Annotated in this window: 23 protein-coding genes; 14 read left to right on the top strand and 9 right to left on the bottom strand. The window is 70.8% G+C overall.

Annotated features, from left to right (window positions below; all coding sequences use genetic code 11):
- The first annotated feature begins 52 nt into the window (after window positions 1–52).
- Window positions 53–679, top strand: coding sequence for a hypothetical protein (locus GTY67_RS00115; RefSeq protein WP_161277309.1), 627 nt, complete (start codon window positions 53–55; stop codon window positions 677–679).
- Window positions 676–1,512, top strand: coding sequence for a class I SAM-dependent methyltransferase (locus GTY67_RS00110; RefSeq protein ID WP_161277308.1), 837 nt, complete (start codon window positions 676–678; stop codon window positions 1,510–1,512). The genes GTY67_RS00115 and GTY67_RS00110 overlap by 4 nt, the downstream gene beginning before the upstream one ends.
- Before the next feature lie 14 nt (window positions 1,513–1,526).
- Here the strand turns inward: GTY67_RS00110 and GTY67_RS00105 are convergent, their stop codons facing one another.
- Together GTY67_RS00105 and thpR are read right to left on the bottom strand one after the other, a co-directional pair.
- Window positions 1,527–2,393: an isocitrate lyase/PEP mutase family protein gene (locus GTY67_RS00105; RefSeq protein WP_161277307.1), complete on the bottom strand. Its 867-nt coding sequence runs from the start codon at window positions 2,391–2,393 to the stop codon at window positions 1,527–1,529.
- Window positions 2,394–2,630: 237 nt separating this feature from the next.
- The gene (thpR, locus tag GTY67_RS00100) at window positions 2,631–3,251 is read right to left on the bottom strand and encodes an RNA 2',3'-cyclic phosphodiesterase (RefSeq protein WP_161277306.1); all 621 of its coding nucleotides are present in this window, start codon (window positions 3,249–3,251) and stop codon (window positions 2,631–2,633) included.
- Between the two features lie 443 nt (window positions 3,252–3,694).
- On the opposite strand from thpR, the gene GTY67_RS00095 reads away from it, so the two are divergent.
- From GTY67_RS00095 to GTY67_RS00085, 3 genes are all read left to right on the top strand, one after another.
- Window positions 3,695–4,933, top strand: a complete 1,239-nt coding sequence (locus tag GTY67_RS00095) for a cytochrome P450 (RefSeq protein ID WP_093694487.1) — start codon at window positions 3,695–3,697, stop codon at window positions 4,931–4,933.
- 5 nt (window positions 4,934–4,938) lie between these two features.
- On the top strand, window positions 4,939–5,136 hold the full coding sequence (locus GTY67_RS00090; RefSeq protein WP_093694488.1) for a ferredoxin: 198 nt from the start codon (window positions 4,939–4,941) through the stop codon (window positions 5,134–5,136).
- 89 nt (window positions 5,137–5,225) lie between these two features.
- On the top strand, window positions 5,226–5,813 hold the full coding sequence (locus GTY67_RS00085; RefSeq protein WP_093694489.1) for a DUF998 domain-containing protein: 588 nt from the start codon (window positions 5,226–5,228) through the stop codon (window positions 5,811–5,813).
- A gap of 47 nt (window positions 5,814–5,860) precedes the next feature.
- Here the strand turns inward: GTY67_RS00085 and GTY67_RS00080 are convergent, their stop codons facing one another.
- Both GTY67_RS00080 and GTY67_RS00075 read right to left on the bottom strand, forming a co-directional pair.
- Window positions 5,861–7,045, bottom strand: coding sequence for an SGNH/GDSL hydrolase family protein (locus GTY67_RS00080; RefSeq protein WP_161277305.1), 1,185 nt, complete (start codon window positions 7,043–7,045; stop codon window positions 5,861–5,863).
- A 122-nt stretch (window positions 7,046–7,167) separates the two neighbouring features.
- On the bottom strand, window positions 7,168–7,740 hold the full coding sequence (locus GTY67_RS00075) for a TetR-like C-terminal domain-containing protein (protein ID WP_093694491.1): 573 nt from the start codon (window positions 7,738–7,740) through the stop codon (window positions 7,168–7,170).
- An 82-nt stretch (window positions 7,741–7,822) separates the two neighbouring features.
- Here GTY67_RS00075 and GTY67_RS00070 point away from each other — a divergent pair, with 82 nt between their 5' ends.
- The gene (locus GTY67_RS00070) at window positions 7,823–8,314 is read left to right on the top strand and encodes an FBP domain-containing protein (protein WP_161277304.1); all 492 of its coding nucleotides are present in this window, start codon (window positions 7,823–7,825) and stop codon (window positions 8,312–8,314) included.
- A 57-nt stretch (window positions 8,315–8,371) separates the two neighbouring features.
- Here the strand turns inward: GTY67_RS00070 and GTY67_RS00065 are convergent, their stop codons facing one another.
- Entirely contained in the window at window positions 8,372–8,965 is a 594-nt protein-coding gene (locus GTY67_RS00065) for an NAD(P)H-dependent oxidoreductase (RefSeq protein WP_161277303.1), read from the bottom strand.
- Between the two features lie 113 nt (window positions 8,966–9,078).
- Here GTY67_RS00065 and GTY67_RS00060 point away from each other — a divergent pair, with 113 nt between their 5' ends.
- Entirely contained in the window at window positions 9,079–9,912 is an 834-nt protein-coding gene (locus GTY67_RS00060; protein ID WP_161277302.1) for a helix-turn-helix transcriptional regulator, read from the top strand.
- Window positions 9,913–9,946: 34 nt separating this feature from the next.
- Here GTY67_RS00060 and GTY67_RS00055 read toward each other — a convergent pair whose 3' ends face one another.
- Window positions 9,947–10,516, bottom strand: a complete 570-nt coding sequence (locus GTY67_RS00055) for a DoxX family protein (protein ID WP_161279903.1) — start codon at window positions 10,514–10,516, stop codon at window positions 9,947–9,949.
- A 239-nt stretch (window positions 10,517–10,755) separates the two neighbouring features.
- Between GTY67_RS00055 and GTY67_RS00050 the strand changes: the two genes are divergently transcribed.
- From GTY67_RS00050 to GTY67_RS00035, 4 genes are all read left to right on the top strand, one after another.
- Window positions 10,756–11,259 carry a toxin-antitoxin system HicB family antitoxin gene (locus tag GTY67_RS00050; protein ID WP_093694495.1) on the top strand — a complete coding sequence of 168 codons (504 nt, stop codon included), beginning with the start codon at window positions 10,756–10,758 and terminating at the stop codon, window positions 11,257–11,259.
- An 82-nt stretch (window positions 11,260–11,341) separates the two neighbouring features.
- Window positions 11,342–12,184, top strand: a complete 843-nt coding sequence (locus tag GTY67_RS00045; protein WP_161277301.1) for a DUF4097 family beta strand repeat-containing protein — start codon at window positions 11,342–11,344, stop codon at window positions 12,182–12,184.
- Window positions 12,185–12,273: 89 nt separating this feature from the next.
- Window positions 12,274–13,344, top strand: coding sequence for an ATP-binding cassette domain-containing protein (locus GTY67_RS00040; RefSeq protein WP_237502531.1), 1,071 nt, complete (start codon window positions 12,274–12,276; stop codon window positions 13,342–13,344).
- Window positions 13,341–14,141 carry an ABC transporter permease gene (locus tag GTY67_RS00035; protein WP_161277300.1) on the top strand — a complete coding sequence of 267 codons (801 nt, stop codon included), beginning with the start codon at window positions 13,341–13,343 and terminating at the stop codon, window positions 14,139–14,141. The genes GTY67_RS00040 and GTY67_RS00035 overlap by 4 nt, the downstream gene beginning before the upstream one ends.
- Window positions 14,142–14,238: 97 nt before the next feature.
- Here the strand turns inward: GTY67_RS00035 and GTY67_RS00030 are convergent, their stop codons facing one another.
- On the bottom strand, window positions 14,239–15,501 hold the full coding sequence (locus GTY67_RS00030; protein WP_161277299.1) for a family 16 glycosylhydrolase: 1,263 nt from the start codon (window positions 15,499–15,501) through the stop codon (window positions 14,239–14,241).
- Window positions 15,502–16,046: 545 nt separating this feature from the next.
- Between GTY67_RS00030 and GTY67_RS00025 the strand changes: the two genes are divergently transcribed.
- The 3 genes from GTY67_RS00025 (at window position 16,047) to GTY67_RS00015 (ending at window position 22,152) form a co-directional block, all read left to right on the top strand.
- Window positions 16,047–18,884, top strand: a complete 2,838-nt coding sequence (locus tag GTY67_RS00025) for a PQQ-dependent sugar dehydrogenase (RefSeq protein ID WP_161277298.1) — start codon at window positions 16,047–16,049, stop codon at window positions 18,882–18,884.
- Entirely contained in the window at window positions 18,881–20,638 is a 1,758-nt protein-coding gene (locus GTY67_RS00020; protein WP_161277297.1) for a ThuA domain-containing protein, read from the top strand. The genes GTY67_RS00025 and GTY67_RS00020 overlap by 4 nt, the downstream gene beginning before the upstream one ends.
- Before the next feature lie 317 nt (window positions 20,639–20,955).
- Window positions 20,956–22,152, top strand: coding sequence for a glycoside hydrolase family 64 protein (locus tag GTY67_RS00015; RefSeq protein WP_161277296.1), 1,197 nt, complete (start codon window positions 20,956–20,958; stop codon window positions 22,150–22,152).
- A gap of 670 nt (window positions 22,153–22,822) precedes the next feature.
- On the opposite strand, the gene GTY67_RS00010 is transcribed toward GTY67_RS00015, so the two are convergent.
- Together GTY67_RS00010 and GTY67_RS00005 are read right to left on the bottom strand one after the other, a co-directional pair.
- Window positions 22,823–23,380 carry an XRE family transcriptional regulator gene (locus GTY67_RS00010; protein ID WP_161277295.1) on the bottom strand — a complete coding sequence of 186 codons (558 nt, stop codon included), beginning with the start codon at window positions 23,378–23,380 and terminating at the stop codon, window positions 22,823–22,825.
- Window positions 23,381–23,383: 3 nt separating this feature from the next.
- On the bottom strand, window positions 23,384–25,366 hold a 1,983-nt coding region (locus tag GTY67_RS00005; RefSeq protein WP_161277294.1), incomplete at its 5' end, for a transcriptional regulator.

Below are 25,366 nucleotides of genomic sequence, written 5' to 3'. Positions count from 1 at the left end.
TGACTGACAGTTTTCCCTGTCGCATGCTGCTCGCGACAGCTAAAGTTGTCGCATGGAGGAAACGAGAGCCATCCCCACCCCGTCCCGCGACGACGAGAACTTCTGGAACGTGGTCATGACGCCGGTCGAGCCCGCCTGGAACGAGCCCGGCGATGACGACGCGTTCACCATGGACGAGAAGGTGCTGGACGCGGTCCGCGCGCTGGCCGAGCGGATCTCGACGCGAGCGCTCGCCTACCGCGCCGCGAACCAGCCCTTCGACGCCGCGCTGACGGCCGCCCCCGACGTGCAACTCGCCACGCTGCGGGCCCTGTACGAGGCCAAGCGGTCCGTCGACCGCCTGGCCGAGAGCGCGGCCACCGCCGCCGGCCGCAGCGGAGCCACCTACACCCAGCTGGGCGCGGCCTGGGGCGGCATCAAGCGCCAGTCCGCCCGCCTCAAGTGGCCCCACGCCGTGGTCAAGAGGTCGGCGGGCGAATCCGTCCCGCTCCGCTACGCAGGGGGCTCCGCCGTCATCCACCACGACCCGGACGCGGACGCCTGGTGGTACACCGCCACGGCGGCGGACCGGCAGGAGGAGGAGTCCGAGGCCGTCCACGGCACATCGGCCGAGGCCATCGCACGGGCGACCGAGTTCCTGCTGGCGCACGCGCGGCCCGCGAGTGCGGAGTCCGCATGACCCGGGGAACGCCGCCCCGACGCGACGACACCCCCGAGGAGTCCCTGCGGGAGCGGCTGGCCGGCATCTTCGACGAGGACGCCGAGCTCTACGACCGGGCCAGGCCCGGATATCCGCCGGAGCTGTACGACGACCTGGCGGAGCTCACCGGTGCGGGCCCCGGCAGCCGCGTACTGGAGGTGGGGTGCGGGACCGGCCAGGCCACCGTGCCGCTGGCCGGACGGGGCTGCCGGATCACGGCGGTCGAGGCGGGGCCGCACATGGCCGCGATCGCCCGCCGCAACCTGGCCGGTGAAGCGGAGGCCGAGGTGGTGACGGCACGGTTCGAGACCTGGCCGCTGCCCCCGGAACCGTACGACATGGTGGTCTCGGCGACGGCCTTCCACTGGATCGACCCGGCGATCCGGGTGGCCAAGGCCGCCGACGCGCTCCGCCCGGGCGGAGCGCTCGCCGTGGTGCGCGGGCAGCATGTCATGGGCGGCACCGAGGAGTTCTTCGCCGAGGTCCAGCGCTGCTACGAGCGCTTCGACCCGCAGACCCCACCCGGGCTGCGGCCTCCCGCGGCGGCCGACGTCGACGCCTCGGACCACGTGAGGGAGGTGGCGCGCAGCGGCCGGTTCGGCCCCACGGTCCTGCGCCGCCACACGCAGGACCTCACCTTCGCCACGACCGGCTATCTCGACCTGCTGCGCACCTTCTCCGGCCACCGGGCCCTCCCGGAGGCCGCCAGGGACGGGCTGCTGGCGTGCGTCGCCGCCCTGATCGACGGCCGGTACGGAGGCAGGGTGACCAAGCGGTACCTCTTCGAACTGGCGGTGTCGCCCAGACGCTGACGCCGCGCGCCGTCTCAGGTGGTGGCGGTCCGGGGGCCGGGCGGGTGGTGGCGGCTGACGTTCTTCTCCAGCAGGGCGGTCGAGGCCCGCACCCCGACCGACGTACCGGGCGAGAACTCCGGGAGCCGCCCGTCGGCCCGCTTCAGCTCGCTGAGCGCGCTGTCGATGGCGGCGTGTGCGGCGAACAGGCAGGGCGTGCTGTAGATGGCCACCTGGCACTCCAGCTCGGTGAGTTCGGAGAGCGAGAGCCTCGGCGACCTGCCGCCCGCGATCTGGTTGAAGAGCAGCGGCTTGTCGTCGATGACCTTGCGGATCCGGCGGATCCACTCGACATCCCGCACCCCGTCGACCAGCACGACATCCGCATCGGTCTCCGCGAGCGCCTGGGCGCGGCGCAGGATGTCCTCGTCCTCGGTGGCGTCGGTACGGGCCACGACCACGAGGTCCTGCCGGCTCTCCAGGACGAGGTTCAGCTTCTCCAGGTACTCGGCCAGTGGCAGCACCCTCTTGCCGTCCGCGTGGCCGCAGCGGCGCGGCCGCTGCTGGTCCTCCAGGATGACGCCGGAGGCCCCGGCCCGCTCCAGCCGCTGCACCACGTGGCACGCCACCTCCGGGTCCACGTAACCGTCGTCGATGTCGACCAGCAGATGGTGGGAGGGGAAGGCGAGCCGGAGCCGCTCGGCGAAGGCGACCATGTCCGGCCACGCGATGAAGCCGATGTCCGGCAGCCCGTAGTGGGAGGCGGCGAAGCCGAAACCGGAGACGAAGAATCCGTCGTAGTGCCGGGCGGCGACCGATGCCGAGTACATGTCATAGATGCCGACGAGCGGGGTGGTTCCGGGTGTGTGGATCTGCTCGCGCAGCGCGCTTCCGTAGCGCATGTGTCTCTCTCCTTGGGTGCGGCCGTGAACCCCGGGCGGTGACGGGCGCACCCGGCGACGGCGTGGGCACTCGACGAAAACCATGATCTCTTTGCGAGTGCTCGCATACATATACCGGCCCGGGGCGAGCTCGTCGCGCGGCGACACGCGGCCCTCGACTCGGGCCGTGGAGCGCCGCGTTGGGGACCCTGCCGCACACCGGCCGCGCCGCACCCGAAGCACGGGGACAGGAGCGGATCAGGTGCCCTGGCCGAAACTCCAGGCCTCGATGTCCTGGTAGCGGATCAGCCCCGGCCCGCGGCCGATGTTGCTGCCGACCAGATGGAGCCGTCCGGCCTCCCAGACGCGGCCGGAGAACGCGGCGAGCCCCTCGGCGACCTCCACCACCGCGGAGTGGTCGCCCCGGCGGGAGCGGGCCAGGGTGAGATGGGGCCGCAGCGGCCGGTCGGGGAAGGAGACACCGCACGCCCTGACAACCTCGCGTACGTCGGTGGCCAGCCGGTGCAGCCCTTCGAGGTCCCCCTCGATCCCGCTCCACAGGACCCGTTCGTCGAAGTGCCCGCCGCCGCGCAGCGCCAGCCGCAGGGGCCGGTGCCGCGTCGCCAGCTCGGCGAGGCGGGGCATCAGGAGCGGGACGGTGGTGAGCGGGAGTTCACCGAGGAACGCCAGGGTGATGTGCCAGTCCTCGATCCGGTTCCACCGCAGGCGCGGATACGCCTCGTAGGCGGGACGCAGCGCCCGCTCCAGTTCGTCCTTGGCGTCGTCGGGAGGGGCGAGCGCCAGGAAGACCCGTATCGTCGCGGTCTGCCCGCGCTCGTCCACGGCAGGTTCGGTGACGGCTTCGGACGGTTCGTTCACCTGCCGTACCGTACGTGCCGACCCCGCTCCCGGTGCAACACGGGGCGGCACTCCTGACCGGCGGCCCGGCCCTTGTCGCCCCTCGTGACCGCACGGGGCGCGGCCGGGGCCGTAACCGTCACGGCTTCGGGGTCGGCCGGTGCCGCACCGGACATGCAGGGGAGCGCCGTCGCCGGACGGCATGATTCAGGCCCCGCCTTCCCGCCCGGTTCAAGCCGCCGACAGCCCGATGGCCACATCGGCGCGGACCGGCCGCCCCTCCGGAGCTGAGGGGATGCGATGCGGATCGAACGCGTACGAACGACACCGGCCAGATCCACGGGCGCGCCGAGCTGGCCGGTCTGCCCATCGACCAGATAGGTGCCTGAGGCATCCAATGGTGGGGAGGCGCGGAACGACCGGCTCCGCGCACACGAGCGAGCACTGCGAGGCGACCCGATCCCATGACGCAATCCACGACGGACCCGGCCCGCCAGAACCTCGACCCCACCTCACCGGCCCCCGCGACGTCCTTCCCCCAGGACCGGGGTTGCCCCTACCACCCGCCCGCCGGGTACGCACCGCTGCGCGAGGGCCGCCCGCTGAGCCGGGTCACCCTCTTCGACGGACGCCCGGTCTGGGCGGTCACCGGGCACGCCCTGGCCCGCCGGCTGCTGGCCGACCCACGGCTCTCCACCGACCGCACCCACCCGGACTTCCCCATCCCGGCCCGGCGGTTCGCCGGCGCGCAGCCGCGCCGCGTCGCTCTGCTCGGCGTCGACGACCCCGAGCACAACACCCAGCGCAGGATGCTCATCCCGACCTTCTCCGTGAAGCGGATCGGTGCGCTCCGCCCGCGTATCCAGGAGACCGTGGACCGCCTCCTCGACGCGATGGAGCGACAAGGGCCCCCGGCCGAGCTGGTCAGCGCGTTCGCCCTGCCGGTGCCGTCGATGGTGATCTGCGCCCTGCTCGGCGTGCCCTACGCCGACCACACGTTCTTCGAGGAGCGCTCGCAGCGGCTCCTGCGCGGCCCGGGAGCCGACGATGTGAACAGGGCCCGCGACGAACTCGAGGAATATCTGGGCGCGCTGATCGACCGCAAGAGGACGGAGCCGGGGGACGGCCTCCTGGACGAGCTGATCCACCGGGACCACCCGGACGGACCGGTCGACCGCGAACAGCTGGTCGCGTTCGCCGTGATCCTGCTCATCGCGGGGCACGAGACGACGGCGAACATGATCTCGCTCGGCACGTTCACGCTGCTGCGCCACCCCGAACAGCTGGCGGCGCTGCGGGCAGGCGAGACGACGACCGCCGTGGTGGTCGAGGAGCTGCTGCGGTTCCTCTCCATCGCCGACGGCCTCCAGCGCCTGGCGACCGAGGACATGGAGATCGACGGGGCGACGATCCGCAAGGGGGAGGGCGTGGTCTTCTCGACCTCGCTCATCAACCGCGACACCGATGTGTTCCCCCGGGCCGAGACACTCGACTGGGACCGCCCCGCCCGCCACCACCTCGCCTTCGGCTTCGGCATCCACCAGTGCCTGGGCCAGAACCTGGCCCGCGCCGAGCTGGACATCGCGATGCGCACCCTGTTCGAGCGGCTGCCCGGCCTCAGGCTCGCCGTGCCCGCGGACGAGATCCGTCACAAACCGGGGGACACGATCCAGGGCCTGCTCGAACTGCCCGTGGCCTGGTGAGCGGCATGGGAGTCCAGGTCGACAAGGAACGCTGCGTGGGCGCCGGCATGTGCGCGCTGACCGCGCCGGACGTGTTCACGCAGGACGACGACGGCCTCAGCGAGGTGCTCCCGGGCCGGGAGGCGACGTCCGGGGCCCATCCGCTGGTGGGGGAGGCCGTGCGGGCCTGCCCGGTGGGGGCGGTGGCCCTCTCCTCCGACTGACGCGCCACGGCTCGGGGTTCCGCCCCTGACCTCCGTGGCTCGGCGCGGAGGTCAACGACAGGCAATCTCGGGGCATTTATGATGCCTTGATGCGATCCGTCCCTTGGTGGGCCCTGCTCACCTCCGGTTGTGCGCCGTTGCTGCTGGTCGGTTCCTGGACGATCGCGCAACTGCGGCAGGGCCCGACGTACGACCCCGCGACGCAGACCCTGAGTGTGCTGGCCGCCTACGGGGCCGGCAGCTACTGGCTGATGACCGGTGCGCTGCTGGTGCTGGGCACGTGCTACGTCGTCACCGCGCACGCCCTCCGGGAAGCGGCGCTCGCCGGGCGCGTCGCCCTGGCCGGTGGGGGACTGTGCGCCCTGGCGCTGACGTTGGTTCCGGCGCCGACCAGCGGCGGGGCGCTGGAGCACGGAGCCGTGGCGACCCTGGGCCTCGTCCTGCTTGCGGTATGGCCTCCGCTGGCCGCCGTTCGCGGAAAGGGGGGCCCGGTCCCGTGGGGGCTGCGGCTGGACGTGTCGCTCGCGGCGAGCGCGTTGATGGGTGCGACCGCTTTCTGGTTCCTGGCCGAGTTGCAGAGCGCCGGGGCGCCCGGCATCGCCGAGCGGGTGGTGACGTTCGTCCAGGCGCTGTGGCCCTTCCTGGTGGTCGTCTCCTGTCGGCGGAGCACGCGTTGACGGGGGAGGCGGCGGCCGGGGCCCGGACGCGGGGCCGGGCTCCTGGGTCAGCGGTCCTTCACGGCGAAGGGTCCCGCGTCGCCGAAAGCCAGCCCGGCGAAGCGTTCGGCGATACGGCGGTGGGTGGCGGGGTCCGGGTGCAGGGCGTCGGGCAGCGGCAGTTCGGCGTGGTCGGTCTCGCCGTAGAGGGCGAGGCCGTCCAGGTGGTGCAGGTGGGGGTCGGTGGCCGCGCGCTGTCCGACGAGCCGGGCCAGCTCGTCCCGGATGACGGTGAGGGTCAGTTTCCCGGCGGCGGTCTCCGCGGGATCCCCGGTGGCGATGAACCGCAGCCGTCCCTCGCTCATCGCGCTGTAGTCCGGGGCGCAGGGGCCGGGCGTGTGCTCGTGGATGGGGCAGAGGATCGGCGAGATCACCAGCAGGGGCGTGGTGGGGTGCCCCTCGCGGATGGTGTCGAGGAACCCGTGGACGGCCGGGCCGAAGCCCCGCAGCCGCATCAGATCGGCGTTGACGAGGTTGATGCCGATCTTGACGCTGATCAGGTCGGCGGGGGTGTCCCGCATGGCGCGGGCGGTGAAGGGGTCCAGGAGGGCGCTGCCGCCGAACCCCAGGTTGATCAGTTCGGCCCCGCCGAGAGCCGCCGCCAGGGCCGGCCAGGTGCCGGTCGGCGTCGCCGCGTTGGAACCGTGGCTGATGGAGCTGCCGTGGTGCAGCCAGACCGGTCGGCCACTGGGCTGCGGGGTGCTGACAGGCGCGTCGGTGCGCAGGGCGACCAGTTGCGTGGTCTCGTCATGGGGCAGCCAGATCTCGATGCCCTTCTCGACGTCCGGCAGGCCGGTGAACCGCAGGGTCTCCACGGGACCCGGGCGGCTGTGCGCGGTCCCGGAGGCCAGGTCGATGGTGAGCATGTCGCCGTCGGGCGCACTGGCCCGGCCCGCGAGGCGACCGTCCACGAGGAGCTCGTACACCCCGTCGGGACGCGGCGGCGCTCCCGGGTAGACCCGCTTGGTGGCGACCACGTCCAGTTCGACGGCGGTGGCCCGGCTGCGGAAGGCCAGCCGTACGCCGGAGGGCTGCGACTCGGCCATGGCCAGCTGTCCGTCGGGGATCTGCTGCCGGGCGCGGGCGGGCAGCCGGTGGGGCAGCACGCCGCGTCCGGTGCGCTCCAGGTCGAGGGCGCCGCGCAGGATGTCGGGGCCGATGGGGGTGGTGGTCCAGTCGGGCCGGGTGTTCATCTTCTGGACTCTCTTCGCTGGAAAGGGTCAGGGTGGGTACGGGCTCTGCCGGGAAGGCGTCAGGAAGGGGCGGGCCTCGCTGGGCAGGGGCCAGGTGGGGGCGGGCTCTGCTGAGAGGCGGGTCAGGAAGCGGCGGGCCAGTTGCGCAGCAGGGCGTCGAGTGCGCCCAGGATCTCGGTCCAGCTCTCCTGGGAGGCGGGGGAGCTGTGGCTGAAGCCGCCGGCCGCCTCCAGGCCGACGAAACCGCTGAAGACGCTGCCCAGCAGCCGTACGGCATGGGTCTGCTGGCTCTCCGTCAGGTCGTAGCCGCGCAGGATCGCCCGCGTCATCCGGGCATGCCGTACGCCTGCGCTGGCGGCGGCCGCGTCCGCGTCCAGCCGGAACTGTGCTGCGGCGAAGCGCCCCGGGTGCTGGAGGGCGTAGTCGCGGTAGGCGTCGGCGAAGGCGGTGAGCGCGTCCTTGCCGGCCCGTCCCGCGATCGCGGCGGCCGCAAGGTCGGCGAGCTCCTCCAGCGCCAACAGGGCGATCTTCGTCTTGAGGTCGTGGGCGTTCTTGACGTGCGAGTACAGGCTCGCGGTCCTGACGCCCAGCTGCCGGGCGAGTTCGGACGGGGTCACCTGCTCGAAGCCGATCTCGTCCGCCAGCTCGGCCCCCGCTCTCACCACGCGCTCCGCGGCCGGTCCTGCCTTCGCCATGCCACCCTCCGAACACTTCCCAGTGATTACCTAAGGAAATATACGTTTGCCTAATGGCTTTAGGCAAATTAGCGTTGCTTTCATGAGACCGCTGACCGAGCAAGAGATCCGCACCGCGTTCGTGAACTGCACCAAGGGCGAGGCCAAGCGCCTGCACGTCCCCCGTGACCTGGCCGAACGGCCCTGGGACGACCTGGACTTCCTGGGCTGGCGCGACCCGCAGGCCCCCGACCGGGCATACCTCGTGGCCGGCTGGGGCGATCGTCCGGTCGGTGTGCAGCTGCGCTCCTCGGACGCGGGCTCCTGGCAGACCCGCCGCAGCATGTGCTCCCTGTGTGTGACCGTCCACACTGGAGGCGTCTCCCTGCTCGTGGCCCCGAGGTCCGGGAAGGCCGGCCAGCAGGGCAACTCGGTCGGCGCCTACATGTGCAGCGACCTCGCCTGCTCGCTCTACGTACGGGGGAAGAAGGACGCGGGCGTCGGCGGACGGCTCCGCGAGTCGCTCACCCTCGACGAGCAGATCCAGCGGACCGTGGCGAATCTCGCCGCCTTCATCGCCAAGGTGACCCAGTGACCCCTGGGAGTCGGCCGGGCCCGGCCGACTCCCAGGGGTCACATCCGGTCGCCGGGATCAACCGGGGAAGGGCTCCGCGTGGCGTGCCGAGCGGAGCGCCGTCGCCCACCAGGACAGCTGGTCCAGCAGCGTCATGGCGTAACCGGCGGCCTCGGGCGACAGCGGGCGGCCGCCCTGCCAGGTGGTGAAGTAGTTCGGGAAGGCGAGGCCTTCGCGGATGGTCACCGCGTGCAACTCGGTCAGCACGTTCTCCAGGTGCAGGGCCGCGTGCCGACCGCCCGCCGCGCCGCCGTAGCTGACGAAGGCGACGGCCTTGGCCGTCCACTGGGTGAAGTGCCAGTCGATGGCCGCCTTGAGCGACGCGGGATAGCTGTGGTTGTACTCGGGCGTGACGACGACGAACGCGTCGGCGCCGTCCAGGGCGGAGGTCAGCGCCGCCATCCCGGCGGGACGGGGGTAGCCGTCACCTGCGTACTTCGGTGACGCGGCGGGCAGGGCCAACGGGATGTCGAAGTCGGCCAGATCGACGACGGTCACATCGAAAGCGCCGTGCGTACCGGCCTGTTCGGCGACCCATGAGGCCACGGCCGGGCCGAACCGGCCCTCCCGGACACTTCCGACGATGATCACGAGCTGGGGCTTGTTGTCCATGGCCACCACGATCCGGACGCGGCGCGGCCCCCACCAGACCGTGCTCAGGCTGGCCCCCGCAGGGCCACCCTGGGCGCTCCCGCGACCGAGGGGCGGCGTCGTACTCTCCCCGTATGGGTTCACCGTTGGGGGATTTCATCCGGGCCAGGCGCGACAGCGTCCAGCCGCAGTCACTGGGGATGCCGGACTGGGGGCGCCGCCGGGCACCCGGGCTGCGGCGCTCCGATCTGGCCGCACGAGCGGGGGTCAGCGTCGAGTACCTGACCCGCCTGGAGCAGGGGCGTGACCGGAACCCTTCGATCGCCGTCGTGAACGCCCTCGCCGACGCACTCGCTCTGGACACCTCGGAGCGCGACCATCTGCGCTATCTGTCGAAGATCACCGGCGGCGAGTGCACCGCGCACACCCGGGCCGAGCCGCCGCGCCGCGATGTCCGCCCGACGGTGCTGCGGACGCTCGGCCTCCTGGAGCCGGGGATCGCCGTGGTGACCAACCGGCTCGGCGACATCCTCGCCCGGACCTCCGGCTTCGAGTCGCTGACCAGGGACACCGGCCTGCTGGACGCCGAGGCGCCGAACCTCACCCGTTACGTCTTCACCGATCCCCGGGCCCGTACGTTCTTCGCCGACTGGGAGGAGGTCGCGGACGAACGGGCCTTCGAACTGTGGTGCGGCCCTTCGGTGGCGGGCTTCGAGTGGTTCACCGCAGAGCTCGCCCCCGTCGCGGGCCCCGACTTCACGCACCGCCTGAACCGGCACGTGGTGCCGCGCCGAGGGCCGCTGCGGCTCCACCACCCGTCCGGGTGCGCACTGGAGCTGGCCCGCGAGACCCTCGAACTTCCCGAGGACGCCCAGCAGCTGGTGGTCTTCCTCCCGGCGGACGAGGCGACGGCCCAAGCGGTCGAAGGGCTCGCGGGCCGCTCCTCCGGCCGACTGCGGGCGGTCTGAATCCTCTACGGGCCGGCGCCTCCGGACGGAGCGGTTACGGCAGGCGCTTGCGGGCCGCTCCGACGGCGTCCGTAACGCTGTGCACGGCACTGCCAGCCACATCACCGACGCGGTCGACGGCCGAGTGCGCCTGGTGGGTGACGGCGTCGGAGGCATGGCCGGCGGCGTGGCGGGTGCGGTAGGCGAGCGAGGGCTTGCCGTGGGTGTCGGCGGCGGCGATGAGGAGCCCGCCGAGCAGGGACGCGTTCTTGAGGAACTGGACGCGCTGCGCCGCGCGCTTCTCCGGATCCTCGATCGTCCAGTACCGGTGGGCCGCCAGGGTCGTCGGCACCAGGGTCACGGCGAGAGCCGCCGAGGCCAGCCGGGGTGCGCGCCCCAGCGCGAGCAGGAGGCCGGCACCGAGCTGTACGGCGCCGTTGAGGCGTACGAGGCTCTCGGGATCCTCCGGCAGCAGGGACGTCCGCCGTCCGATCGCCGCGGAGACGCGATCGGTCACGGGTTCGGCGACAGGGACCAGGGGCGCGGGATTGCGCACGGCGTTGTATCCGCCACTGACGAACATCGAGGCCAGCAGGGGTCGGGCGACTTTACGCAGAACAGTCATGACGGTCGGCTGCCCCGCCACGAGGAGAAGCACACGCGTCCACGGCTGCCGTCCGTCGTTCGGCGGCAGTTCGGAGGCGCTTGTCTCTGTCACGACGCCCCTTGGCGCCACATGGCGCCAAGGGACGTACCGTGGTGCCATGTGGCGCCACATTCTGTCGTACGCACCGTCCGGCACCCCGATAGGGCTTGCGCCATAAGGGCTTGCGGGTGGCGCCACGATAGTGCCACTATGGCGCCATGGATCTCACCCCGTATGTCGACTCCCTCCGCCGTGAACTCGCGGTGGCCGCCGAAGCCGGCGGCGAAGAGGCCCGTGCGCTGGCGGAGAGGCTCACCGCCCCTCTGGAGTCGGCGACCAGGCTGGCCATGCTTCATGTGCTCTCCGCCGCGATGGACGAGGTCACGCGCGAACTCGCCCCCGGTTCGGTGGATGTACGGCTGCGCGGCCTGGACCCCGACTTCGTGGTGAACCTGCCCCAGCCCGGGGAGGGCGCGCCCGCCGAACCCGCCGAGCCGTTCAAGGCCCAGGCCGAGAGCGACGAGGGCGGTACAGCCCGGGTCAATCTGCGCCTGCCGGCCCACCTCAAGGCCCGCGCCGAGGAGGCCGCGGCCGGTGAGGGCTTGTCGGTCAACGCGTGGCTGGTACGGGCGGTGTCGGCCGCGGTCGACGGCGGCGCCCGGCCGCGTACGACGGAGAAGGCCCGGACCGTGGGGCAGAGCTTCACGGGCTGGGTGCGCTAGCCGCCCCGGCTCCGTACCACTTCACCCAACACCACGTCCCACCAGCAGGGACGTCTCCAAGACCCACGAGGACGGGACAGTCATGCCTTCTTTCGACACCCCCGAACCGATCTCCGTCGCCGCGCATGTGGAGGCCGGCTCCATCCGGTTCACCGCGGGCGAAGGCCCCACCACCGTCGTCGACGTGCGCCCCCGCGACCCGAAACGGGACCAGGACGTGCGGACGGCGGGCCAGACCGGGGTCACGTACGCGGGAGGCGCGCTCACGGTGAGGACGCCCAAGCCCGGACTGCTCGGCCGTATCGGCACCGTCGATGTGACGGTCGAACTACCCGCGGACTCGCACGTCGAGGCGACCGGCGCCTGGGTACAGGTGCTCGGTGAGGGCCGGCTCGGCGAGGTCCGCGTGAAGACCTCGGCAGGCGATGTCCGCCTCGACACGACCGGCCCGCTGAAGCTGACCGCGTCACACGGCTCCATCACCGTGGACCGGGTCGAGGGCGCGGCCGAGATCACCACCAGTTCCGGAAGCCTGCGCGTCGGCCTCGTGGACGGCCCCGCCGTCCTGAAGAACTCGCACGGCACCACAAGCGTCGAGGAGGCCAGGGGCGACCTGCGGGTGAGCGGCGCCAACGGCGACATCCTCATCGCACGCGCCGAGGGCTCGGTCACCGCCACCGCCGCCAACGGCACCCTGCGCGTCGCGGAAGTGTCCTGCGGAACAGTCCAGTTGGAGACCTCTTACGGTGCCATCGAGGTCGGCGTCCGCGAGGGCACCGCCGCCTGGCTGGACGTCAGCTCGGGCTCCGGCCAGGTGCGCAACTCGCTCACCGCGTCGAAGGCCCCGGAGGAGAGCGAAAACACCGTCAGGATCCGCGCCCGCACCCGCTTCGGCAACATCGACGTCCGCCGCGCCAAGCCCTGACCGGCAAGGGCCCGCTCGAACGGCTCGCCGGCTCACACGTCATCCGCATATGAACTCTCGCGGCATCCGCATACCAAGGGGAGAAGCCCATGCCTGTATCTGTCATGCCCACGCCCAGCAGGGGCGGTGTTCACCCGCAACCGCCCGCGGTCTCCGCCGTCGGTCTGCGCAAGGCGTACGGCGACCACACCGTCCTCGACGGCGTCGATCTGCACATCCCGGCCGGATCGGTGTTCGCACTGCTCGGGCCGAACGGCGCAGGCAAGACCACCCTCGTCAAGATCCTCTCCACGCTCGTCACCGCCGACGGGGGACAGGCCCAGGTCGCGGGCCACGACATCACCGCCTCCCCTGACGGGGTACGGGCCGCGATCGGCGTCACCGGCCAGTTCTCCGCCGTGGACGGGCTGATCACCGGCGAGGAGAACATGCTCCTCATGGCGGACCTGCACCACCTGCCGGGACGCGAGGGGCGCCGGATCGCGGCGGAACTGCTGGAGCGATTCGGCCTCACCGACGCCGCGCGGAAGCCCGCGCAGAGCTACTCCGGCGGCATGAAGCGCCGCCTCGACATCGCCATGACCCTCGTCGGCGCACCGAGGATCATCTTCCTCGACGAGCCGACCACCGGCCTGGACCCGCGCTCCCGGCACACCCTGTGGCAGATCATCCGGGAGCTCGTCGCGTCGGGCACCACCGTCTTCCTCACCACCCAGTACCTGGAGGAGGCCGACCAGCTCGCCGACCGTATCGCGGTGCTCGACGACGGGAGGATCGCCGCCGAAGGCACCGCGGACGAGCTGAAGCGGCTCATCCCCGGCGGGCACGTACGGCTGCGCTTCCTCGGCCCGGCCGCGTACCGGAGCGCCGCCGCCGCGCTCGGCGGCACCGTCCAGGACGAGGAGGCGCTCACGCTGCGGATCCCCAGCGACGGCAGCCAGCGCGAGCTGCACGCCGTCCTCGGCCGGCTGGCCGCGGCCGGCATCGAGGCGGACGAACTGACCGTGCACACACCCGACCTCGACGACGTGTTCTTCGCCCTGACCGGCTCCACGGTCCCCGACATTCCCGACCGTCCCGACCGGTCCGACCAGCTCGGCCAGTCCGGTCAGCCCCACCAGTCCAACGAGTCCCACCAGTCCGAGGAGGCCGCCCGATGAGCTCCAGCTCCCTCTCCCTCGCCGTACGCGACTCGTCCACGATGCTGCGCCGCAACCTCCTGCACGCGCGGCGCTATCCGTCCCTCACCCTGAACCTGCTGCTCACGCCGATCGTGCTGCTGTTGCTCTTCGTCTACATCTTCGGCGACGCGATGAGCTCGGTCATCGGCGGCAGCGAGGGCCCGGACCGTTCCGCGTACATCGCGTACGTCGTCCCGGGCCTGCTGCTGATGACGATCGGCAGCACCGTGGTCGGCACCGCGGTGTCCGTGTCCAACGACATGACCGAGGGCATCATCGCCCGCTTCCGTACGATGGCGATCCACCGCCCGTCGGTCCTCATCGGCCATGTCCTCGGCAGCGTGCTGCAATCGGTCATGAGCGTGATCCTCGTGGGCGTCGTCGCCGTGGCCATCGGCTTCCGCTCCGTGGACGCGACCGCCTTGGAGTGGCTGGCGGCGTTCGGGCTGCTCGTCCTCTTTGCCACGGCGCTCACCTGGATCGCGGTCGGCATGGGCCTGGTCAGTCCGAACGCCGAGGCCGCCAGCAACAACGCGATGCCGCTGATCCTGCTGCCGCTCCTCTCCAGCGCCTTCACGCCGGTCGGCTCCATGCCCGGCTGGTTCCGGCCGGTCGCCGAGTACCAGCCGTTCACCCCGGCCATCGAGACCCTGCGCGGCCTGCTGCTCGGCAGCGAGATCGGTGCCGACGGATGGCTCGCCGTCGCATGGTGCCTCGGGCTCGCCGTGCTCGGCTACTTCTGGTCGGCAGCGAAGTTCGACCGCGACGCGGGATGACCGCACCTGCCCGGCGACGGAGTTCCGCCGTCCGGGCAGGTGCGGGGTCAGCGCGCGGTGCGTGCGCTCCGGGAGCCGGCCCGGGCGGGGCCGTCGCTCACGCCACGGTCCACTTCTGGTTGGCGGCGCCGGTGCAGGTCCACAGCTGGGTGCGGGTGCCGTTGGCAGAGGAGTTGCCGATGGCGTCGAGGCACTTGTCGGCGGGGACGGAGACGATGTCGCGGGCGGCGGAGATGCCCCACCGTTGGGCGCCCGTCCCGTTGCAGTCCCACAGCTGGACGAGGGTGCCGTTGGCGGTGGCCCCGTCCTTGGCGTCGAGGCACTTGCCGAGCGCCCGGACGGTGCCGTCGGAGCGTACGTCCCACTGCTGGGCGTTCGTACCGTTGCAGTCGTAGAGCTGGACGGCGGTGCCGTTGGCCGAGGAGGCGCCCGCCACATCGAGACACTTCCCGCCGATGCCCCGGATGGTCTTGGCGCCGGTCGGCGGCGGCGTGGTGTCGGTGTTCACGCGTACGTAGTCCACCACGAGCTGCTGCGGGAAGCGGGTCGAACTGTCGGGGTCACCGGGCCAGTAGCCGCCGACCGCGAGGTTCAGGATGATGAAGAAGGGCTTGTTGAAGACCCACTGCCGGCCGCCGAGGTCGGCGGGGGTGCGGGTCTGGTAGACGTTCCCGTCCACGGACCACCTGATGGAGTTGGGGCTCCAGTCGATGGCGAAGGTGTGGAAGGCGTCCGCGAAGGCCGCGCCGCCGGGCAGGGTGTAGCCGGCGCCGATGCCGCCGGAGCCGGAGTAGCCCGGTCCGTGCAGCGTGCCGTGTACGGTGCCCGGCTCGAAGCCGACGTTCTCCATGATGTCGATCTCACCCGATGGGGGCCAGCCGACGTTGCCGAAGTCGTTGCCGAGCATCCAGAAGGCGGGCCAGATGCCCTGGCCGCGCGGGAGCTTCATGCGGGCTTCGACGCGCCCGTACTGGGCGGTGAACTTCCCGGCCGTGTTGAGGCGTGCCGAGGTGTACTCGCACCGCCCGTACCAACAGTTGTAGTTGGCCGGGTTCTCCCTCTTCGCCGTGATGACGAGGTTGCCCTGGCCGTCGAGGGCGGCGTTGTTCGTGCCCGAGGTGTAGAACTGCCGCTCGTGGTTGTTGACGTTGTCGCCGGTCTCCAGCTGCCACCTGGAGGTGTTGACACCCGAACCGGCCGGGCCGTCGAAGTTCTCGTCGAAGGTCACCGCGGCGGGCGCGACCGTACCGGAGTCCGGGGCCGGGGCGGCCTGCACGGCGGTGGGGGAGAGGGCGGCGAGAGTGAGACAGGCGGCCGCGGCCAGCCAGGTGAGGGATCTGTGGCGCCAAGGCGTACGCACGGGGCATCACATCGCTTTCGTGGGGGTGTGAGGGGGCGGTGGGAGAACGGGTCACTGCGACGTGTGCATGACAGAACGTCGGACGCGCTGACGGCCGTGCAATGGACACGAAGTGAAGTGATCCGGGGATCGCCGGGACAGCAGCGTTCAACAGTTGGCGATAATGATTTAAGGAGCGCGCCGCAGACCCGTCAAGACATTCGTCTGGACCAAATCCCTTCACCGCAGGCCGACTTGCCGTTTCACCGGTCGGCGCGAGAGCGGCCGCCGCTGCTCCGGAAGGCCCCCGCCGCTCCCTGCCCCGGCGACCGGCCCGGCCCGCGGCCGAGGAGCCCGGCGAGTCGCTTTGTCTCGCCAGTAGAGAAAGTTGAGGCCAGGTACGTCAAAGGGCTTTCTGGTCCACGGAAAAGCCATTACCTTCCTGCTCTGTACCGAACGACAAGACCTGGGTGCCCCTCCCTCCCCCTGGGGGCACCCAGGTCTCCCGGCGCGACGGCGCGCGCCTGTGCTCCAGACCTCACCCCGTCACCACACGGAGGATGCGCGTGCACAGGAGACTCACCCGGCCTCTCGCGGCGCTGGCCTGCACCTTGCTCGCCGCCGCGGGCGCCCTCACCGTCCAGCAGGGACCCGCGGCAGCGGCTCCCGAACCCGTGGCAAGCGTCGCGGCCGACGAATTCCAGCAGGTCACCCTCGCCAAGGGGGTGGCCGAGACCGGCGAGCCCATGACACTCGCCGTGCTGCCCGACCGATCCGTCCTGCACACCTCGCGGGACGGCACCCTCCGCCTCACCGACGCCGCGGGCACCACAAAGGTCGCCGGGAAGCTGGACGTCTACTCGCACGACGAGGAGGGCCTCCAAGGCGTGGGCGTGGACCCCGGGTTCACCACCAACCGCTTCGTCTACCTCTACTACGCCCCGAAGCTGAACACCCCCTCCGGCGACGCGCCCGCGACCGGGTCGGCGGCGGACTTCGCCCCGTTCGACGGTGTCAACCGGCTCTCCCGGTTCGTCCTCAGGACGGACGGCACCCTCGACACCGCCAGCGAGAAGAAGGTCCTCGATGTCCCGGCGAGCCGGGGTCTGTGCTGCCACGTCGGTGGTGACATCGACTTCGACGCCCAGGGCAACCTGTACCTCTCCACCGGGGACGACAGCAACCCGTTCGCGTCCGACGGCTACACCCCCATCGACGAGCGGGCCAACCGCAACCCCGCGTACGACGCGCAGCGCTCCTCCGGCAACACCAACGACCTGCGCGGCAAGGTGCTGCGGATCAAGGTCGCGGCCGACGGGAGCTACACCATCCCGTCCGGCAACCTCTTCGCGCCCGGAACCGCGAGGACCAGGCCGGAGATCTACGCCATGGGCTTCCGCAACCCCTTCCGGATGAGCGTCGACAAGCCCACCGGCATCGTCTACCTCGGCGACTACGGCCCCGACGCGGGCACGGCGAACGCGGGACGCGGACCGGCCGGACAGGTCGAGTTCAACCGGATCACCAAGGCCGGAAACTACGGCTGGCCCTACTGCGTCGGCAACAACAGCCCTTACGTGGACTACGACTTCGCCACGTCGACCTCGGGCGCCACGTTCTCCTGCGCCGCCCCGAAGAACACCTCGCCGAACAACACCGGCCTGACCGACCTGCCCCCGGCCCAGCCCGCCTGGATACCGTACGACGGCGGCTCCGTCCCCGAGTTCGGCAACGGCTCGGAGTCACCCATGGGCGGACCCGTCTACCGTTACGACGCGGCCTCGACGTCCACGGTCAAGTTCCCGCAGAGCTTCGACGGCGACTACTTCGCGGGCGAGTTCGGCCGCAAGTGGATCAAGCGTATCGAGCAGGGCGCGGACGGCACCGTACAGTCGATCAACGCGTTCCCCTGGCAGGGCACCCAGGTCATGGACATGGCCTTCGGCCCGGACGGCGCGCTGTACGTCCTGGACTACGGCACCGGGTACTTCAACGGCGACGCCAACAGCGCGGTCTACCGCATCGAGTACGTCACCGGCGGGCGCGCCCCGCTCGCCAAGGCCTCCGCGAACCGAACCTCGGGCCAGGCGCCGCTCGCGGTGGCGTTCTCCTCCGCAGGGACCTCCGACCCCGACGGCGACCCGCTCACGTACGCCTGGAAGTTCGGTGACGGGGGTACCTCCACGGCCGCGAACCCCTCGCACACCTACACCGCCAACGGCCGCTACACCGCCGAACTGACCGTCTCCGACGGCACCGGCAACACCGCCACCGCCTCCGTGACCATCACCGTCGGCAACACCGCGCCCGCCGTCACCCTCAACCTGCCCGCCGACGGCTCCATCATCGACCCGGGCGCCGCCGTCCCCTTCACGGTCACCGTCACCGACCCCGAGGACGGCACGATCGACTGCTCCAGGGTGAAGGTCACCTTCATCATCGGCCACGACAGCCACGGTCACCCGCAGACCTCCGCCACCGGCTGCTCCGGCACCGTACAGACCATCGCCGACGGTGAGCACGACCCCAACGCCAACATCTTCGGTGTCTGGGACGCCGAGTACACCGACAAGGGGGCGAACGGGCAGCCCGCCCTGACCACGCACGACCAGAACATCAGCCAGGGCAGCAAGCGCCAGGCCGAGCATTTCAGTGCCTCCGCCGGCATCCAGATCGTCGACAAGGCCACGGCGAACGGCGGGAGGACCGTCGGCTACATCGACAACAACGACTGGATCTCCTTCACCCCGTACCTCCTCGCCAACGCCACCAGGCTGACCGCCCGGGTCTCCTCCGGCGGCTCGGGCGGCACGCTCGAAGTACGGGCAGGCTCACCCACCGGCACCCTGCTCGGCTCGGCGGCGGTCCCCGTCACCGGCAGCTGGGACACGTTCCGGGACGTGAGCGCGGACCTGACCAACCGCCCGGCGTCCACCACCACGCTCTACCTCGTCTTCAAGGGCGGCAGCGGCTCCCTCTTCGACCTGGACGACTTCACCTTCACCACCACCGGAGCCACCGCGCCCGGCCGCGACCTGAAGGGAATCGGCGGCAAGTGCGCGGAAGCCGCAGGCGGAGCGAGCGCGGACGGCACCCAGATCCAGCTGTGGACGTGCAACCAGACGGCAGCCCAGAAGTGGACGCCCGGCACGGACGACACACTGCGGGCGCTGGGCAAGTGCCTGGACGTCAGCGGAGCCGGTACGGCCGACGGCACCAAGATCCAGCTGTACGGATGCAACGGCACAGGCGCCCAGAAATGGGTGGCACAAGCCGACGGAACGTTGAAGAACCCGTCCTCGGGCAAGTGCCTGGACGCATCCGGTGTCTCCTCGGCGGACGGCACCAAGCTCCACCTGTGGACCTGCCACACCGGCGCCAACCAGAAGTGGACCCTGTCATGAGCCGAAGACTCACCCGTCTCGCCGGCTGGGCCGCCTGCGGGCTGCTCGCCGCCGCCGCTCTGCCCGCGACGGTCTCCACGGCCTCCGTGCCGAGCCAGGAGGCGCCGCCCGTCCGCGCGTCGGCGGCCGCCGACCCCGCGTACGACGTCCTGGTCTTCTCCAAGACCGCCGGTTTCCGCCACGACTCCATCCCGGCGGGTATCACCGCCCTGCGCCAGCTGGGCGCCGCCAACAACTTCACCGTCACCGCGACCGAGGACGCGGCCGCGTTCACCCCCGCGAACCTCACCGGATACGAGGTGGTGGTCTTCCTCTCCACCACGGGCGACGTCCTCAACGCCTCCCAGCAGTCCGCCTTCGAGGGGTACATACAGTCGGGCGGCGGCTACGTGGGCATCCACGCGGCGGCCGACACCGAGTACGACTGGACCTGGTACGGCGGCCTGGCCGGCGCCCTGTTCAAGTCCCACCCGCACATCCAGCCGGCCACGGTCAAGGTGGAGGACCGTGCCCACGACGCCACCGCGCACCTCGGCCCGACCTGGCAGCGGACCGACGAGTGGTACGACTACCGCACCAACCCGCGGAGCACGGCCCATGTCCTGGCCTCCCTGGACGAGTCCACGTACAGCGGCGGCACCATGGGCGGCGACCATCCCATCGCCTGGTGCAAGGAGTACCAGGGCGGACGCGCCTTCTACACCGGTGGCGGTCACACGCAGGAGTCTTACGCCGAGCCCGCGTTCCGCCGGCACCTGCTGGGTGGCATCCGCTGGGCGGGGGAGAGGACGCAGGCCGACTGCCGTCCGGAGACGGGCTACACGACCCTGTTCGGTACCTCCGGAACGACGGGCTGGAAGCAGGCGGGCCCGGGCTCCTTCACCCACGCCGACGCCACCCTGACCTCCCAGGGAGGCCTGGGCCTGTACTGGTACCAGGCGAAGGAGTTCACGTCGTACTCCCTCAAGCTGGACTGGCGCCAGGCGGGTGACGACAACTCCGGTGTCTTCGTGGGCTTCCCGGCCTCCGACGACCCGTGGTCGGCCGTCGACAGCGGTTACGAGATCCAGATCGACGCCACGGACACGCCCGATCGCACCACGGGGGCCGTCTACGGCTTCAAGTCGGCCGACCTGGCCGCCCGGGACGCGGCTCTGAACCCGCCGGGGGAGTGGAACACCTATGAGATCCAGGTCGAGGGCGAGCGCCTCCAGCTCTTCCTCAACGGCCGCAAGATCAACGACTTCACCAACACCGACCCCGCCCGCAGCCTCCAGCAGGGCCACATCGGCCTGCAGAACCACGGCGAAGGCGACAACGTGTCCTTCCGCAACATCCGCATCAAGGAGCTAGGAGGCACGACCGGCCCCCGGGAGGGTGCTGTCACCGGCATCGGCGGCAAGTGCGTCGACGTAGCGGGCGGATCGAGTGCGGACGGCACGCAGATCCAGTTGTGGACGTGCAACCGGTCGGCAGCCCAGCGATGGACGGCGGGCACGGACGACACGCTGCGCGCGCTGGGCAAGTGCCTGGACGTGAGCGGCGCCGGCACAGCGGACGGTACGAAGATCCAGCTGTACGGGTGCAACGGCACGGGCGCCCAGAAGTGGGTGTCGCAGCCTGACGGAACGTTGAAGAACCCATCGTCGGGCAAGTGCCTGGACGCGTCCGGTGTCTCCTCGGCGGACGGTACGAAGCTCCACCTGTGGACCTGCCACTCCGGCGCCAACCAGAAGTGGGTTCTCCCCAGCTGAGGGGACCTCTCGACTCCGGGGCCGCCGCGGGAGGCGGTAGGCCCCGGAACCGGCCGCCACACGGGGCCGGTGACGGCGGCGGGGCGCAACGCCGAAACGCACCGCCGCCGTTCTTCGCCCTCCACCCCCACACCCCGTGAGCGGTACATCCGCACCGTTCACCACCCCCTCTGCCCTCTCTCTGGGCTTCCGTGTCAAAGAAGTCGACCCAACCTCGTTGACACCTCCCCTTCTCCGCAGGACTCTGAGAGCGCTCTCAAGACCCAGCAATGTGCGCACCGTTCCACCCACGGATCCAACCGATGAGGAGGACGAGCATGCCCGCTCCATGGAGAGGCCTCGCTTCACTGACCGCCGCACTGGCCCTGGCCGCAGGTCTCATGACCGCCGTCGGCCCGGCCACCGCCCAGGCCGCGGTCCCCGCGACCATCCCGCTCACCATCAAGAACGACTCCGCCCGCGGCGATCAGGTCTACATCTACAACCTGGGAACGGAACTCTCGACGGGCCGGCAGGGCTGGGCCGACGCGAACGGCACGTTCCACCCCTGGCCGGCCGGCGGCAACCCGCCCACCCCCGCGCCGGACGCGTCGATCGCCGGGCCGCGCAACGGTCAGTCGATGACGATCCGGATGCCGAAGTTCTCCGGCCGGGTCTACTTCTCGTACGGTCAGAAGCTCGTCTTCAAGGTCACCACCGGTGGTCTCGTCCAGCCCGCGGTCCAGAACCCGAGCGACCCGAACAGGAACATCCTGTTCAACTGGACCGAGTACACGCTCAACGACGCGGGCCTGTGGATCAACAGCACCCAGGTCGACATGTTCTCCGCCCCGTACTCCGTCGGGGTCAAGGCCCCCGGCGGATCGGTCAAGACCACCGGCCGCCTCAAGCCGGGCGGCTACAACGCCGTCCTCAACTCCCTCAGGAACCAGCCGGGCGGCTGGGCAGGCCTCATCCAGACCCGGTCCGACGGAACGGTCCTGCGCGCTCTCTCCCCCGGCCACGGCGTCGGCGTCGGCGCCCTGCCGTCCGGCATCTTGAACGACTACATCAACCGGGTCTGGAGCCGCTACAGCAGCTCCGTCCTCACGGTGACCCCGTTCGCGCACGAGCCGAACACCAAGTACTACGGCCGGGTCTCCGGGAACGTCATGAACTTCACCAACAGCGCCGGTGCCGTCGTGACCTCGTTCCAGAAGCCTGACTCGGGCAGTGTTTTCGGTTGTTACAAGCGCCTGGATGCCCCTAACGACCTGGTGCGCGGTCCGGTCTCCCGCACGTTGTGCGCGGGTTTCAACCGCTCCACCTTGCTGAACGGCGCGAACCACCCCGACAGCAACGCGGCGAATTTCTACCGGGACGCGGTCACCAACCATTACTCCCGCGCCATTCACGCTCAGATGGCGGATGGCAAGGCGTACGGCTTCGCCTTCGACGATGTGGGCGCTCACGAGTCTTTGGTCCACGACGGCAACCCGCAGGAGGCGCTGATCACGCTTGACGGATTCAGCTGACGGGTCCCTCTTCCCCGGCTCCGGGGGCCGGCGGCCGTGGTTCCCGTACGAACCGGCCGCCGGTGCCTGGGGCCGTTGCTTTGATTGCGGCCGGGGCCTTCTGCGGCCGGAGTTCCGTGGGCCTGGTGGGGGGCCGGCGATTGTGGGTGGGCTTGTCGGTGCCCGTCATGGGGCTCTGCCTTCCGGTATGGCCGTGGCTGCTGTGACGGAGCAGTGATTTTGAGGGGACTGGGCTGCTTTGGCCTGCTGTCCCTTGGGCGGTTGTTGTTCGTGGGTGTTTTCAGTGGTGGCGCCAGGGACAGCGACATCGAGGTCGTGTTCTGCCTGGGTGACTACTTCAAGTTGTGCAACGCCGTTTTCGGTACCGGGTTCAGGGCCCGGTGATGTCAACGGTTCGGGCCGGATCGTTGCGTGCCTCGCTCGCGGGACCGAGGCACGGTTCACCGGACACGGCCGTCCGGCCGACGCTCTTGTGTGTAAGCGAGACGTCGTCCTGTCCGGGGTTTCCGAGGCGGTCCTGAGTCGCTTCGAGCGACTTTTCACCGCCATCAACGATATTCTCGCCCTGATCTTGGCCGGGCACGCCATGAACCCGGACCGCTGGGGGGCTGCCGTGAGGTCCCAGGAGTCCGGTACAGGGGGTCGTCACGGCACAGGGGTCGGTGTCGGGTCAGTAGTCGAGGTCGAGGTAGTCGATGTCGTTGAGGGTGACGTCGGAGAGGCCTGTGGCGCGGTCTCCGCCGTCCTGGAAGTAGATCTCTTTGAAGCCTTCGGCGATGATTTTGCGCATCTGCTGGTCGCTGGCACCGGATTTGCGGGCGTCGAAGAGGCGTTGTGCGTAGGCCGGGGGGAGGTGCACGGTGAGGCGGCGGAAGCGTCCGTCGTCGGTGGTGCCGACCGGCGCGGTGTAGCCGAACCGGGCCCGGGTCTCCACGGTGATCCCGCCCGTGGCGGCGGCCTGCTTCTGCCGGCGTTTGCGCACCTGCGGCTGCCAGCGCTGGCGTACGGCGTCGTTGATCTTCGCGGCGATGTCGGCGCGGGCGTGCTTGCGGGCGCCGCGCCGGTAGCGGTTGACGGAGTCGGCGGTGACCCCGAGCTCCGCTGCGACGGCCTTGGCGCTGCCCATCTGCTTGAGCAGGTAGCCGATCTGGCCTTTGAGGGTCTTGGGCGGCTGTCGGGTGAAGGCTTCCCGGTCGGCCCGCTCGATGGCGTCCTCGATCTCCCCCACGGTCTACTCTCCTTCGTCCAGGACGGCGTCGCCGCCCTTGATGTGGCGGGCCGGGTTCAGGCCCTTCTCCATCAGGTCGACCGCCCACAGCATCGACTGGACGCCCTCCAGTTTCGCCAGCCCCGGGGTGGGCCCGAGGCGGAAGGCGCCGGGCTGCGGCTTGCCGGACGCGGCGTAGGGGAGGAAGTCGAGCGGGCTCTCACCGGGGCTGGGGTAGACGACGCAGTCGGAGAGCACGGCGAGCGGGTAGAACCCGGTCATCCTGGCCATGTTGTTGAGCTTGCGGTGCATGTTGACCCGGGCCTTGCTGATGACGGCGGCCCGGATGTCGGGGCGCCACGTCGGCCGGGACAGGGCCGGCCATGTCTCGCCCTCCTTGTAGGACTTGCCCTGCGGGCGCTCTCGGAGCTTGCCGACACCGCCCTTCACCGTCGCCTTGATCGCGGACAGGACGGCGGCCAGGGCCGGGTCGTTCTGCTTGTGCTGCTCCATCGCCGCCAGGAACTCCACGTCGGTGAGGTCCTTGGTGACCCCCATGTCCGCGAGGGTGTCGACGTAGGCGTTCTTCAGCCGATCGTGCCACGGGTCCAGGTACGCCCCGGTCTCCCTGCGCAGGTACGCCTCGATCGGGTGCACGTCGTGCCCGAGCTCCTGGGCGTAGGCGAGGGTGTGCGTCTGGTACCAGGCCGGGCCCGTCGGCCGGGAGCCGTCCGGGGTGAACGGGCTGGGCAGGCGCGGGTCCAGCTCGATGTGGGACAGGTCGGCCAGCCAGCTCCCGGGAATCTTCGGGTTGAACTTCGGGGCGTGGAAGTGGTCCGGAGCGGAGAGGCCGACGACCAGGCGGGCCGCGGCGGCGAGGAACGCGGTGTTGAGGTCGAGGCCGACCGCGTACGGCAGCGTGCACTCCTCATCGGACAGCGTCTGAACCGACCGCACCCACTGATAGGCCTCTTCGTTCAGGAAGCCGCCCGTCCAGCCCGAGTTCACGACGACGGGGTGCTCCGGGGTGGCCTCCGGCGGCGCCGGGTCCATCGGCTCCGTCCCCAGCGAGCCCGCGTTGTGGCCGGACACCCAGTTCCCGGTCTCTTCGTCCCGCACGGCCTTCGTCGGCGGGCGCAGCGCCGTCATCAGCTCCAGCCCGGACACGGCGGTGGAGCCGCGAGGCGTGATGACCCGCATCGCGTACACCCCCAGCACGCGGGCGATATCGGCCGGCTCCATCTCGCTGACGCCGGGCCAGGACCGCTCATCGAGGGCGTCCCACGACAGCACTGCCAGCTGCACGCACTGCCGCTCACGGCCCTGCGCGTTGCGGTAGATCCGGGCCCACGGCCCGAAGCCCCGCTGAGTGAGCTGCCACTTCGCCTTCGTCACCTGCTTGACCACAGGGTGGTCCTCCGGCAGGCGCAGGGAGCGGCGCTGCTCGTGGCCCTCCAGACGCTCCGGCAGCCCGAGCTTCACGGCGGCGGCCGCGGTGAGCACGACCAGGGGGTCGGAGTCCTTGCCGTACCGGTTGAGCTTCGCGGCACCGAGGCCGGACTCCTTGAGGGTCCACTCCACCAGCTCCGGGATCGTGGTCGCCGGGCAGTCCAGCACGAGACCGTCCGTGCCGTACGCGCAGCCGTCGCCATCCAGGACGGCGAGCGGGCCGTGAGGGAAGCGCGGGTCGACAGCGGGCGCGGCAGCCTTCTTGGCCGCCGGACGCCGCGACATCGCCGAACGTGCGGGACGTTCGGGCGCCGCCAGGGCGGCCGGGGCCTGAACCGGCGCGGCAACCTCCGCCTGCTCCGGGGCGGCCGAGCCGGTGAACGTCCCGGGCACCTCCGGCTGCGGCGCGACAACTGGCGCGGGCGCGGCCGAGGAAGCGTGCGCGGGGTACTTCGCTGCCCACCCCCTCAGGAGCCGCTGGTAGGCCTCCAGGCGCGGCGACTTCGGTTCTGAGCGGCCGTTCTCGTAGTTCTTCACCGTCTGCGTCGACGTTTTCAG

This window comes from Streptomyces sp. SID8374, assembly GCF_009865135.1.
GTDB lineage: Bacteria > Actinomycetota > Actinomycetes > Streptomycetales > Streptomycetaceae > Streptomyces.
The sequence above is the reverse complement of the archived record's forward strand: the minus strand, read 5'-3'. Positions and strand labels throughout refer to the sequence as shown.